Origin of the sequence: Litchfieldia alkalitelluris (assembly GCF_002153425.1) — a bacterium.
GTDB classification, from domain to species: Bacteria; Bacillota; Bacilli; order Bacillales; family Salisediminibacteriaceae; genus Evansella; species Evansella alkalicola.
Genome location: NZ_KZ119600.1, coordinates 2,808,675 through 2,822,215, shown reverse-complemented (window position 1 = coordinate 2,822,215; position 13,541 = coordinate 2,808,675). Strand labels below are relative to the sequence as shown.

The 13,541-nt window shown below is 37.4% G+C and carries 15 protein-coding genes; all 15 read left to right on the top strand.

The features are described from left to right. Positions 1–26 precede the first annotated feature (26 nt). The 15 genes from BW724_RS13520 (at position 27) to topA (ending at position 13,329) form a co-directional block, all read left to right on the top strand. Complete coding sequence (locus BW724_RS13520; RefSeq protein ID WP_088075719.1) at positions 27–443, top strand: YlqD family protein; 417 nt, start codon at positions 27–29, stop codon at positions 441–443. Beyond that, a complete protein-coding gene (gene rimM, locus BW724_RS13515) occupies positions 436–957 on the top strand; it encodes a ribosome maturation factor RimM (RefSeq protein ID WP_088075718.1) in 522 nt (173 codons plus the stop codon). Before BW724_RS13520 ends, rimM begins: the two co-directional genes overlap by 8 nt. Further along, positions 954–1,694: a tRNA (guanosine(37)-N1)-methyltransferase TrmD gene (gene trmD, locus BW724_RS13510; RefSeq protein ID WP_088075717.1), complete on the top strand. Its 741-nt coding sequence runs from the start codon at positions 954–956 to the stop codon at positions 1,692–1,694. Before rimM ends, trmD begins: the two co-directional genes overlap by 4 nt. Positions 1,695–1,816: 122 nt before the next feature. After that, on the top strand, positions 1,817–2,158 hold the full coding sequence (rplS, locus tag BW724_RS13505; protein ID WP_088075716.1) for a 50S ribosomal protein L19: 342 nt from the start codon (positions 1,817–1,819) through the stop codon (positions 2,156–2,158). A gap of 155 nt (positions 2,159–2,313) precedes the next feature. Beyond that, positions 2,314–2,859: a signal peptidase I gene (gene lepB / locus BW724_RS13500; RefSeq protein ID WP_088075715.1), complete on the top strand. Its 546-nt coding sequence runs from the start codon at positions 2,314–2,316 to the stop codon at positions 2,857–2,859. A gap of 10 nt (positions 2,860–2,869) precedes the next feature. After that, complete coding sequence (gene ylqF / locus BW724_RS13495) at positions 2,870–3,721, top strand: ribosome biogenesis GTPase YlqF (protein ID WP_088075714.1); 852 nt, start codon at positions 2,870–2,872, stop codon at positions 3,719–3,721. A 164-nt stretch (positions 3,722–3,885) separates the two neighbouring features. After that, positions 3,886–4,671 (top strand): ribonuclease HII, encoded by a 786-nt coding sequence (locus tag BW724_RS13490; RefSeq protein WP_088075713.1) that lies wholly within the window; start codon positions 3,886–3,888, stop codon positions 4,669–4,671. 18 nt (positions 4,672–4,689) lie between these two features. Further along, positions 4,690–5,958 (top strand): hypothetical protein, encoded by a 1,269-nt coding sequence (locus BW724_RS13485; protein WP_088075712.1) that lies wholly within the window; start codon positions 4,690–4,692, stop codon positions 5,956–5,958. Beyond that, on the top strand, positions 5,955–6,248 hold the full coding sequence (locus BW724_RS13480) for an EscU/YscU/HrcU family type III secretion system export apparatus switch protein (protein WP_088075711.1): 294 nt from the start codon (positions 5,955–5,957) through the stop codon (positions 6,246–6,248). Before BW724_RS13485 ends, BW724_RS13480 begins: the two co-directional genes overlap by 4 nt. A gap of 53 nt (positions 6,249–6,301) precedes the next feature. Next, positions 6,302–6,481, top strand: coding sequence for a hypothetical protein (locus tag BW724_RS13475; RefSeq protein WP_088075710.1), 180 nt, complete (start codon positions 6,302–6,304; stop codon positions 6,479–6,481). A gap of 2 nt (positions 6,482–6,483) precedes the next feature. After that, positions 6,484–6,729 carry a DUF3905 domain-containing protein gene (locus BW724_RS13470; protein ID WP_088075709.1) on the top strand — a complete coding sequence of 82 codons (246 nt, stop codon included), beginning with the start codon at positions 6,484–6,486 and terminating at the stop codon, positions 6,727–6,729. Between the two features lie 553 nt (positions 6,730–7,282). After that, complete coding sequence (sucC, locus tag BW724_RS13465) at positions 7,283–8,446, top strand: ADP-forming succinate--CoA ligase subunit beta (protein ID WP_088075708.1); 1,164 nt, start codon at positions 7,283–7,285, stop codon at positions 8,444–8,446. 17 nt (positions 8,447–8,463) lie between these two features. Then, the gene (gene sucD, locus BW724_RS13460; RefSeq protein ID WP_088075707.1) at positions 8,464–9,369 is read left to right on the top strand and encodes a succinate--CoA ligase subunit alpha; all 906 of its coding nucleotides are present in this window, start codon (positions 8,464–8,466) and stop codon (positions 9,367–9,369) included. 756 nt (positions 9,370–10,125) lie between these two features. Continuing rightward, positions 10,126–10,998 carry a DNA-processing protein DprA gene (gene dprA / locus BW724_RS13455; protein WP_088075706.1) on the top strand — a complete coding sequence of 291 codons (873 nt, stop codon included), beginning with the start codon at positions 10,126–10,128 and terminating at the stop codon, positions 10,996–10,998. A 258-nt stretch (positions 10,999–11,256) separates the two neighbouring features. Then, positions 11,257–13,329, top strand: coding sequence for a type I DNA topoisomerase (gene topA / locus BW724_RS13450; protein ID WP_088075705.1), 2,073 nt, complete (start codon positions 11,257–11,259; stop codon positions 13,327–13,329). The last annotated feature ends 212 nt before the right edge of the window (positions 13,330–13,541 follow it).

Sequence of the window (13,541 nt, the reverse complement as noted above, 5' to 3'; positions counted from 1 at the left end):
AAAATAACTAATTGGAGGTGGCGTGAATGGAAATTATAAAAAAGGTAGTAGTGAAGCAAATTCTTACAGAAAAAAGCAAAACGAGGCTCAAAGAACAGTTTTTAAGCAGACAGTATCAATTAAATAAAGAAATTCAGCAGCTTGAATTCGTATTACATAAAAAACTAAAGGCTAATAAAAACAATCTTAACTATCAAACTTCATTAAAAGATAGCTTTAAACGAGAGATGGGGAGGAGGAAAGACCGTCTCCGTCAGCTTGAATTGAAACTAGGACAACTGGACGAACTTGAGTTAGGTTCAGAAGTCCGTGAAGGAACAATTCAAATGATCGAACAGGTTGAAGAAGGGGATAATTGGGAAGAAATAATGAAAGGTACAGAAATTGTAATTAAAGATGGTGTTGTATATGAAATCCGCCAAGGAGGCATGGAAGATGACTGATTGGCTTAATGTGGGGAAAATCGTAAATACTCACGGTATCCGTGGTGAAGTTCGAGTGATCTCACGAACGGATTTCCCTGAAGAGCGATATGCGGCAGGAAACACCCTTTACGCGACTGATGAAAAGGGGGACCGAACCCCATTACAAGTCTCCTCATGGCGAAAACATAAACAGTTTGATTTGTTAACCTTTGAAGGATATGACAATGTAAATGAAGTGGAACAATTCAAAGGGAAAATCCTTCAAGTTGATCCTGAAAATATAGATGATGAACTTCTAGAAGGAGAATACTATTATCATGAAATAGTAGGGTGCAATGTTTTTACAGAAGCTGGAGAAGAACTAGGTAAAGTAAAGGAAATTCTTTCACCTGGAGCAAATGACGTATGGGTTGTTCAACGTAAAGGGAATGGGAAGGATATTCTATTACCTTATATTGAACAAGTTGTTAAAGAAATTGACGTAGAAGATAAAAAGATAGTGGTTGAATTAATGGAAGGGTTGCTAGAATGAAGATCTCCATATTGACGTTGTTCCCAGATATGTTTACAGGTGTTTTTCAACAATCTATTTTAAACCAAGCTCAAGAAAAAGGAATTGTTGAATACGATGTAATTAATTTTAGGGAATATTCTACTCATAAGCATAGCAAGGTTGACGATTACCCCTATGGTGGTGGCGGAGGAATGGTTTTAACGCCTCAACCAATCTTTGATGCAGTAGAAAGCACGAAAGATAGTTTAAAGGCGAAGAAACCTACACGAGTAGTTCTCCTTTGCCCTCAAGGGGAGCGGTATGATCAGAAAAAAGCTGAGGAGTTTGCAGCTGAAGATCATCTCGTTCTTATTTGTGGTCATTATGAAGGCTATGATGAGAGGATTCGCGAACATCTTGTAACAGATGAAATCTCTATTGGAGACTATGTCCTTACTGGTGGGGAAATAGGTGCAATGGTAATCGCTGACAGCGTTACTAGGCTCTTACCTGGTGCACTAGGGAATGAGACTTCAGCAGTAACCGACTCGTACAGCACAGGTTTACTTGAATACCCTCATTACACACGCCCCGCGAAGTTTAAGGACTTTGAGGTTCCTGAAATTCTTCTATCTGGTCACCATGCAAATATCGAACGTTGGCGTCGAGAACAGTCATTAAAGCGAACGTTTGATAGGCGTCCTGATTTATTGGATAACATAGAGTTGACAGAGGAAGATAAAATTTTTTTAAAAGAGTTAAAGAGAAAGTCATAATAACAGTTGAGATCCGTCTCAGGCTGTGGTATTATAACACTTGTGGCTTTTAGCCATTTGATCAAGATGTTCCGCTGCCCAATTGTAGGCATGAATGTCTGGAGGGAAGGAGGCGAACAGAAATGGAACAAATCATTCGTGATATTACACAAGAACAATTGAAGTCTGATCTTCCTGATTTCCGTCCTGGAGACACAGTGCGTGCACACGTTAAAGTTGTTGAGGGTACTCGTGAAAGAATTCAGGTATTCGAAGGTGTTGTAATTAAGCGCCGCGGTACAGGAATCAGCGAAACATTCACTGTTCGTAAGGTATCTTACGGTGTTGGTGTTGAACGTACATTCCCAGTTCACTCACCACGTCTTGACAAGATCGAAGTATCTCGTCGTGGTAAAGTACGCCGTGCGAAGCTATATTACTTGCGTGCACTTCGCGGTAAAGCAGCTCGTATTAAAGAAAGATAAATCGCAAAAAAAGGGGGCTTATAAAGCTCTCTTTTTTCTTTTGCATCTTCATGATTAGTAAACATCTTACTTTGTATGATAAAATATTTAAATAAAATAATAGAAACATTTATAAATAACCTTACATAAAAGCAATGTCTGGAGGATGACGGTATATGGCAACATCTGAATCGTGGGAGTGGGTCAAGGCCATTGCAATAGCCCTATTATTGGCAATTGTAATAAGGTATTTCTTTTTTGCCCCAATTGTTGTAGATGGACAATCAATGATGCCCACATTAGAACATAATGATCGCATGATTGTAAATAAAATTGGTTATACACTCGGAGAGCCAGACAGATTTGATATTGTCGTATTCCATGCACCTCAAAATAAAGACTATATTAAACGAGTAATTGGTTTGCCAGGGGACACATTATATTATAAAGATGATGTGTTATACATTAATGATGTTCCTGTAGAAGAGCCTTATTTAGATGAATATAAACGAAATGCTACAAGATTTCCATACACAGGTAATTTCCACTTAAGTGAAGTTACGCCGTACGAACGTGTTCCAGAAGGACATATTTTCGTATTAGGAGATAATCGGCAGCATAGTAAGGATAGTCGTGATATAGGTGTCGTTCCATATGATGAAGTAGTTGGTAAGGCTAACTTTGTTTTCTGGCCCCTAAATGATGTTCGTATTGTAGAGTAGGAGTGTTACTATGACAATTCAATGGTACCCTGGCCACATGGCAAAGGCGAGGCGTGAAGCGAAAGAAAAGTTAAAATTAATCGATGTTGTAATTGAGTTAGTAGATGCACGGATTCCCCTGTCTTCTAGGAACCCGGTGATAGATGAATTAGCACAAGGAAAACCAAGGCTTATTCTGTTAAATAAATCCGATTTAGCAGATCCAAATCATACAAAGAATTGGAAAGTCTACTTTGAAAAAAAAGGTAATGCTGTTTTACAAATAGATGCTCAAAAAGGTACAGGGGTGAAGGCGATTTCTCAAGAGGTTCAGTTATTAGCCAAGCCATTAACAGATAAAATGAGGGCTAAAGGGATGAATCCAAGAGCTATTCGTGCTCTTATCCTTGGAATACCTAACGTAGGTAAATCTACAATAATAAATCGTCTAGCAGGAAAGAAAATTGCTAAGATAGGTGATAGACCAGGTATTACAAAGGCACAGCAGTGGATTAAAGTAGGAAAAGAAATGGAATTATTAGATACGCCAGGTATTTTATGGCCTAAATTTGAAGACCAAGCGGTCGGGTATCGATTAGCGTTAACAGGTGCTATAAAAGAGGAAATTCTTGATTTACAAGATACAACTGTTTTTCTTTTGCGCTACCTTAAAGAGCAATACCCAGAACGGCTCAAAAAAAGATATGGATTAACTGAGATTTCAGATGATGTGGTGGAAATTTATGATGAGATAGGAAAGAAGAGAGGGTGCCTTATGTCTGGAGGTCTCGTTGATTATGATCGTGTGGCGGAAATCTTATTTAGAGAATTTCGTTCAGGAATGTTAGGACAAATCTCTTTGGAAATTCCTACTGAGTCATAAAAGACACGCATGCTATGCGTGTCTTTTTCAATTTGGCTACGTTGACAAAACTTTTACGAAAGTGTTCTTTAAACATAGATCATCCATTTAAAAAATAACTGGAGCAATCCGATAGTAATATTATAGAGACTAGCTGTAACTTTATGTAATTAGAGAGGTGTAAGATGACTGATTTATCAATAAAAGAAGTGAAAAATAGATTAGGGGAAATTACTAGTAAAGAAGATGAATTTTTGAAGGTTTTACAGGAAGACGATAGAAAAGGTGTGCAGAAACTGTTAAAAGTATGGGAAAAAAATTATGAAAGAACTGAAAATTTAAAGCAACAATTTATGGATATGAGATATTATGAGGAGATGTATTGGGAACAAGGATATCAGTTTATAGGAGGAGTTGATGAAGTGGGGAGAGGCCCACTTGCAGGTCCTGTGATCGCTTCGTGTGTCGTTATTTCTAAAGATTTTTTCTTGCCTGGACTAACGGATTCAAAAAAATTAACGAAACAAAAGAGAGAAGAAATTTTTGAAATCATACAGTCCGAAGCTTTAGCTATTGGCATTGGTACAGCTAGCGCAGAAGAAATTGATCAACATAATATCTATCAAGCTACGAAACTTGCTATGGAACGGGCAATTAGGCAAATAGAGGTACCTTTAGACTATTTACTCCTAGATGCTATGAAGTTACCTGTTATAGTACCTCAAACTTCACTCATTAAGGGCGATTCTAAAAGTGTGAGTATTGCAGCAGCGTCTGTAATTGCAAAGGTCACGAGAGATAGCTATATGGAGGAACTGGCTGTCACCCATCCGCAATACGGGTTTGAAAGCAATATGGGCTATGGGACGAAAGAGCATCTTGAGGCGCTAAAAAACTTCGGTATAACAAATGAGCATCGGCAATCATTTGCTCCAGTAAAGGAATACTCAAATAATTTATTTAGTTATTAACAGTTAAGGGGTGGTTTCATGTTAAATCAGATTAATCAAATCATGCAGACCATACCAACTGCTGCTGAGAAGAAGCTTCAGTTGAGAACTGGGCAATTATTTACTGGAAGGGTGACACATTGGTACCCTAATCAATTAGCACAGATGAAACTTGGTACTATTACATTAACTGCAAGATTAGAAGCACAGCTAGAAAAAGGGAAGGATTATTGGTTTCGTGTAGTTGGAATGGAAGGAGTTCCAAAGCTGAAGGTTCTGGAAGATATACCCCTACATAATAATAAAGGATTTGAAACCATTAAGCCCCTTTTAACTAAGCTTGGCTTATCTCCTTCAAATACTGGTGGTCCTTATGAGCAGTTGGTACAACGATTGATTCAAGATAACATTCCATTTACTAAGCAGAACATAGTAGATGGTGGTGCATTGTTACATGCTTCATTTGCAAAGTCTATAGAGGATTCCTATCAGATACTATTGCAAATGTTAAAACATAACCTCCCTTTAACAAAGGAGGTTTTCTTGAGCCTAAGTGGTTTGCACAACGATAGTACACTAGCTCAGTCAGTGTATGCATTGCAAAAAGGTTTAGCTCAATCAGATGATGAGTCACACATACAACTGAAAGAAATACTGCAGCAATTGGTGCAAATTGGTTTAGGAAAGGGGAGCACTCATAACCTACCTTTTAAAGGATCACTCATTAGTGATCTGTTTATTCAAATGGGGCTTCAACATGAACGTGATATTGTGGAAAAAGCATTTCAACCTAACTTGAAATCATTGTTATTACAATATCTCCAAAACAGTTCACCGCAACACGGATGGTTACAGAACCATGCAGCATTCATTTTAAATAGACTAACAGCACTGCAGTTGCTTTCTAATGAAGAAGGTCCTATATTACATACGATATTTCAAATTCCAATTATGCTTGGAGGGGAATATCGTGACTGGACAATTCAATGGGTTGGCAAAAGAAAGAAAAATGGTGAAATCGATGAGGAACACTGTCGTATCATTTTCTTTCTCGATCTAGAATTTTTACAGGAAACGGTTATAGATGTGCAAATTCAAACTAAAATAGTCTCATTAATTATATATAATGAGCAACAAAAACCACTAGAGCTTCAAGCCTATTGGCATATGCTTCTAAAAAGAAATTTAGCAGTACACGACTATACATTGTCTTCCATTCAATGGAAAAATCCAGAAGAGAAGTCGACACTTAAAAAAGTGACCACAACTCACGATTACTCCACGCAAGGAGTTGATATACGAATATGACTAAAGGTCAAAGCTCCATTAGACATCAAAAGGCAGTTGCACTAGGTTATGAGAAGGAGATTGATGCAGCCCCCGTTGTCAAAGCAAAGGGGAAAGGCTATAGAGCAGCTGAAATTGTTAAAAGGGCAGAAGAAGCAAATATTCCAATTCAGGAGGACGCTTCCCTCGTAGAACTCTTGTCTCAGCTCGAAATGAATCAACGTATCCCTCCTGCACTTTATGAAGTTGTAGCAGAAATTTTTTCTTTTATATATAAACTTGATCAGTCAAAGAAAGGAAAACATTCCTAAGTTTCTTTTACTATTTTTAGGTCATCATAAGAAAAAAAGGAGGGATGATGACCATGGCAAAAGAACGATCAAAATTAGTTGTTGATGGAATGGATGACTTTATTAACAGTCATAGAGAAGAAATCGCACAAGAATTTGGTGTGTTTCAATCAACGCTTCAAACGGACCAGAAAGCACATATGAATAGTGTCACAAAAAAAATAGTAAAGCAAAAGAATGAAGAGAAGCGATAAGGATGAAGAAAAAGAGAGAATTCGAACCCAACCCAGAGACTCCATTAGACCATTGGGACGATACTATTGACCCTGCGATCATGTCTGGAGATCATTGGGTGGAGGAAGAAGAAGCCCCCTTATTGAATGATGATAATAGTACAAAGATGGAGTTAGAGACACATATGCCTTATCGTGGAATGCCTGGTGAAAGGTTTATGCACCCAACACACCAAGTTGGTGAAAAAAAATGGAATGATAAAGAGTAAAATGAAATAATTCAAGACAATAGAATGAGGCTGGGACAAGTAAAATGGAATACATTTATGTCCCAGCTTTTTTACATCTTCCCGAACGTGAAAGCCCACTCCTTTTAGTGGGAGTATCAGATAGCTACCCTAAAATAAGTTAAACTACAGTCTACTCGTTTTCACGCAAGGTACAAGTGCGACTTCTGCTCATTCTTCGCAGTGTCTTCTTTGCCGCGGGCGAACCGCAATCCTCCACAAATTTTTTTCAATATAGCCTATAACTTAGAATTTGTAATATTTTAATTATTTAGATTATTCCGTATTAATGCAAAAGTGAGCTTATTATTCACAAAATTGTCGAAAAGTATAGTAAAATAAGCATTGTGTGATAAATGGGTGTTTCATATTATTTTCACATGATTTTCGCCCGAGCATAATAGTTTGATAAAGGGATTTGTGATCAATTTAGCGAATCCATGTATGGAACAGATCATACAAATATGAAGTGTATGATTCAAAACCAGTGATGTGAATGAACATTCACATTAATTACTCAGTAAGGAGGATGGCTATGAATATCCATGAGTATCAAGGTAAAGAAATTCTAAGAAGCTACGGCGTGGCAGTTCCGAATGGTAAAGTTGCTTATTCTGTTGAAGAAGCAGTAGAGGCTGCAAAATCTTTAGGGACTGATGTAACCGTTGTAAAGGCACAAATCCATGCAGGTGGAAGAGGTAAAGCCGGAGGGGTTAAGGTAGCTAAAAGCTTAGAGGAGGTACGTACATACGCTGATGACATCCTTGGGAAGACATTAGTCACACATCAGACGGGTCCTGAAGGTAAGGAAGTTAAGAGACTGCTTATCGAAGAAGGATGTGATATTAAAAGTGAATATTACATTGGACTTGTAGTTGACCGTGCCACTGATCGTGTTGTAATGATGGGATCAGAAGAAGGTGGTACTGAAATTGAAGAAGTTGCTGAGAAAACTCCTGAGAAAATATTTAAGGAAGTAGTAGATCCAGTTGTTGGACTCATGCCATACCAGGCTAGAAGACTAGCATTTAACATTAACATTCCTAAAGAGTTAGTCAGGGAAGCGGTTAAATTTATGATGGGTCTATACCAAGTGTTTGTTGATAAAGATTGTTCTATTGCTGAAATTAACCCTCTTGTAACAACAGGAGATGGTAAAGTAATGGCACTGGATGCAAAACTTAATTTTGACTCTAATGCTTTATTCAGACAAAAGGCTGTATTAGAATATCGTGATTTAGATGAAGAAGATCCTAAAGAAATAGAAGCTTCTAAGTTTGACTTAAGTTATATTTCATTAGACGGTAATATCGGATGTATGGTAAATGGTGCAGGACTTGCAATGGCAACGATGGATATCATCAAACATTATAATGGTGATCCTGCCAACTTCCTTGATGTTGGTGGCGGCGCAACAAAAGAAAAGGTAACAGAAGCATTCAAAATCATACTTTCTGATGAAGATGTTAAAGGAATATATGTCAACATTTTTGGTGGAATTATGAAATGTGATGTTATCGCAGAAGGTGTTGTAGCGGCGACGAAGGAAGTGGGATTAAATATTCCTCTCGTTGTACGTTTAGAAGGAACGAACGTTGATCTAGGAAAGAAAATTTTAAAAGAATCAGGACTAGATATTACAGCGGCAGATTCAATGGCCGATGGAGCAGAAAAAATCGTTTCTCTAGTTAAAGCGTAGGAAAGGCGGGATAAAATATGAGCATTTTAATCAATAAGGACACGAAAGTTATTGTTCAAGGGATTACAGGTGCTACAGGTCTATTTCACACTAAGCAGGCTGTGGAATATGGAACGAATATCGTTGGCGGTGTAACACCAGGAAAAGGCGGAACAGAAGTGGAAGGAATACCTGTATTTGATACGGTTTCTGACGCTGTTGCAAAAACTGGAGCAAATGCATCTGTTATCTACGTTCCACCTCCGTTTGCAGCTGATGCAATTATGGAAGCGGCAGATGCAGGAGTAGAGCTTGTTATCACAATTACTGAAGGTATTCCAGTAACTGACATGATAAAGGTTAAACGTTATTTGGAAGGTAAGGATACTCGATTAATAGGACCAAACTGTCCTGGAGTTATCACACCTGAAGAATGTAAAATCGGTATTATGCCTGGTTATATTCATAAAAAAGGACATGTAGGTGTAGTATCAAGATCTGGTACATTAACTTATGAGGCGGTTCATCAGCTCTCAACAGAGGGGATTGGACAATCAACTGCTGTAGGAATTGGTGGGGACCCAGTTAATGGAACTAATTTCATAGATACATTGAAGCTATTCAATGAAGATCCTGATACCTATGCTGTGATAATGATCGGTGAGATCGGTGGTACAGCTGAGGAAGAAGCAGCAGAGTGGATCAAAGCAAATATGAAAAAACCAGTAGTCGGGTTTATAGGTGGTCAAACTGCACCTCCTGGGAAACGTATGGGCCATGCTGGAGCTATTATTTCAGGTGGTAAAGGAACAGCTGCTGAGAAGATTAAAACACTCCAGTCTTGTGGTGTGGAGGTAGCAGAAACGCCAGCAGTTATGGGTGAAACATTAATCAAAGTCCTGAAGGAAACAGGCCTTTACGAACAATGTGTGACACATAAATAAGATTCTTCATTGCCTACTCCCCTAGATTTGTCTCTAGGGGATCTAGGCCTTCTATTAATTAAATCCTCTTTTTATTCCTTAGAAACTTATCGATAAAAATCCCAAATCACTAATAACGTTTAATAATCAAATTTAGACTTTTACAGGAAAAGAAACGTCTTCATGAAAGATGGATTGATTTTGGATTTTACAAAATACAAAGAGATTTATACTCTGCATTACTGTTAATGAACTGTAAAAATAACTTAAACGAAATAGATAGAGATAGGTGTAACCAGAGTTTCGATCAATTTAGGTCCATGCATGATTTAGAGATAGTACGGTTGAAATTGAAAGAAAAAACACCCGTTAGCATGGGCGTTTAAAGATGAATATCGGTTTAGGAACGAACCGAAACGAATGCTAATAGAAACAGAGTTTTCTTTGTTCGTAAAAGCCTAGTTGAACATATATGAGTTCTGATGTGTTGTAACTTGAAGAGTTCATTCTCTTTTAGTGAGAATATCGGAGTAGTATATAAGTAAACTAGAACCCCATTCCTTTAGGTGTGGGAGTATCAGGAAAAGTAGAAACATCTCGCATTGGTGTCGAAGTTACACTGGTTCCTGTGGGATTAACTGCAAAGCAAACACTGCGAAGAATGAGCAGATGTTTTACATGTGCTTGTGATAAAAGCGAGTCTCTGTAGTGAGTTTAATTTTGAAATGCGATTTTTAATTGGATAAAAAAATAATCGTGAGGAAGGGTCGAAACAAAATGAATAAAATTATCGATCGTCTTTTACATATCCATTATTGCTGCTACGGTAATTGTAGAATCGTAACAAATATTTTTCAACAAGATCCGACATTGACCGAGGTATATAAAATGGATGAGTGGGATCTTATAAAAAAATGTCATTTCCCACAAAAACAAGCGATACAGTTCATACGTCTTTTAAAAGAAGTAAATTGTGAAAAACTGAAAATAGAATACAATAACAAAGGTATCAACTATATTTCTATCTTCGATGCTGATTACCCACCTTTACTGAAAACAATCTATGATCCCCCCCTAATCATTTACTATCAAGGAAATAAACAGCTTTTTTCACTACCTCATCATTTAAGTGTCGTTGGCACTAGACACCCAAGTCACTACATAAAAGACGAGCTAGAAAAAGTTCTACAACCTGTACTAGAGCGGAATATTGTTATCGTTAGTGGTATGGCATTAGGAGTTGATAAAATGGCCCATGAAACTACGATACTATACAACGGACATACCATTGGTGTTTTAGCATATGGTTTAGACCATATCTATCCCCTTTCTAATAAAGATTTGTTCCAATCTATGAAAAAAGATCATTTACTCATGTCGGAATATCCTCCTTACGTACGTCCACAAAAATGGCAATTTCCAGAACGTAACAGGTTAATAAGCGGTCTTTCAAGAGGGACTTTAGTTGTTGAAGCAAAGGAACGGAGTGGTTCCTTAATAACAAGTGACTTAGCTCTTCAACAAGGACGAGATGTTTATGCTTTTCCTGGGCGTATTTTTAGTGAAGAATCAATAGGGACGAATAAGTTAATACAAGAAGGTGCAAAAATGATACTACATGGTAATGATATTTTGGAAGAATATTTTTAATAGATAGTATAAAAAAAAGGGGAGGTTGTGAAGAATTTAAGTGTTCGCAAAATTTAAAAATTCAAATAATTTTTTTGATTAAAATCCTTGTTATGAGTGAGGGTAGGAAAGAAAATTTCAAAAAATTAATCAAAACATGTTTGACAAATCGTGAAATAGTGTTTAATAATAGGGAAGATTTTACTTTACAATTTTTTTAGTGAGGATTTATTAGGATAAAGGAATAAAGTTAACCTCTAAAGGGGGAGGATTTTGGGTATGTCCGATTACTTAGTGATCGTGGAATCGCCCGCAAAAGCGAAAACAATCGGAAAATATTTGGGTAAAAAATATACTGTAAAAGCATCAATGGGACATGTAATTGATTTACCAAAAAGTCAAATGGGTGTTGATGTGGAAGATGGATATAATCCTAAATATATAACAATTCGTGGCAAGGGACCGATTCTCAAAGAATTAAAAGCAGCTGCTAAAAAGGCAAAACGCATTTATCTTGCAGCCGACCCCGATCGTGAAGGGGAGGCAATCGCCTGGCATCTAGCTCACAGCTTAAAAATTGATGAAGATTCAAAATGTCGCGTTGTATTTAATGAAATTACGAAACAGGCAATAAAAGACTCTTTTAAGACACCGCGAAAGATTGATATGAATCTTGTAGATGCTCAACAGGCAAGACGTGTACTTGACCGACTAGTTGGATACAACATTAGCCCATTGCTTTGGAAAAAGGTGAAAAAGGGTTTAAGTGCAGGAAGAGTACAGTCTGTGGCAGTAAAGATGATTATTGATAGGGAGAAAGAGATTAATGCTTTTGAGCCAGAAGAATACTGGACGATTGAAGCCAAACTCCATAAGGATAAGGAAGAGTTTGTAGCAAAATTTGTTTCCATTAACGGTGAAAAGAAAGATTTAAAGTCTAAAGAAGATGTGGACAAAGTTTTACAAGCATTGTCTGGTGACTCCTTTAAAATTGCGCAAGTAAAGAAGAAGGAACGTAAAAGAAACCCTGTTGTTCCTTTTACTACATCGTCATTACAACAGGAAGCAGCTAGGAAGTTAAATTTCCGGGCCAAGAAAACGATGATGCTAGCACAACAGTTATATGAAGGGGTGGATATAGGTAAAGAAGGTACGGTTGGTCTCATTACTTATATGAGAACGGACTCTACTAGAATATCTGACACTGCTAAAGGAGAAACAGCTCAATACATTGAATCTAACTATGGTAAAGAGTATTTAAATACAGAGAAAGCAAAGGAAAAAAAGGGTGCAAAAACACAAGATGCACACGAAGCTATCCGCCCAACCTCTGTTATGTTGGACCCTAAAACAGTGAAGTCTTACCTTAGTCGAGATCAGTTAAGACTATATAAGCTTATATGGGAGAGACTTGTTGCTAGCCAAATGGCACCTGCTATTCTCGATACAATGTCTGTTGATATTGACAATAATGGTGTTGTTTTTAGGGCAAATGGTTCTAAATTGAAATTCCCAGGATTTATGAAGGTTTATATTGAAGGTAATGATGATGGGAAAAAAGAAGAGGATAAACTGCTACCTGAAATGAATGAAGGTGAGCTAGTGAAATCTGAAACGATTGAGCCTAATCAACACTTTACCCAGCCTCCACCACGTTATACGGAGGCGAGACTTGTAAAAACAATGGAGGAGTTAGGTATAGGAAGGCCTTCTACCTATGCACCGACATTAGATACGATTCAGCGTCGTGGGTATGTCGCCCTTGAAGAAAAACGATTTATTCCAACAGAACTGGGTGAAATAGTATTAGAGTTAATTGAGGAATTCTTTCCAGAGATTCTAAATGTAGATTTCACAGCGAAAATGGAAAATGATCTTGATTCTGTTGAAGATGGGGAAGAGAATTGGATTAAAGTTATAGACCATTTTTATGGTGACTTCGAAAAACGCTTGAAGAAAGCGGAAGAAGAGATGGAAGAAGTGGAAATTAAAGATGAACCTGCTGGAGAAGACTGTGAGAAATGTGGCCATGAAATGGTCTACAAGATGGGACGCTTCGGTAAGTTTATGGCATGTTCTAATTTCCCAGAATGTAGAAATACGAAGGCGATCATAAAAGAAGTCGGTGTGAAATGTCCTGAATGTAAAGAAGGAAATATCGTAGAACGCAGAAGTAAAAAACGAAGAATTTTTTATGGGTGTGATCGTTATCCAGAGTGTGAGTTTCTATCTTGGGATAAACCGATTGCGCGAACTTGTCCGAAATGTGACCATATGCTAGTGGAGAAGAAATCGAAAAAAGGGACAAATGTTCAATGTGTTCACTGTGACTATAAAGAAAGTCAAAACTAAAAAGTTGAAAGTTTAAATAGAGTCATGTATATTTATTTATTGACTGTATTAATTTACTAAAGTGCAATGTCTTCCAAGACAGTAGTTGCCTGATATTTTACAGTGAGGCATCTATTTGAGTGGGACACTGCACTTTTCTATATCATTGGCTCTTTAAACTTTATTGAAGTTTTTAGAGAAAAATATTCTAACGATTTGAGCTTCTAAAGCAG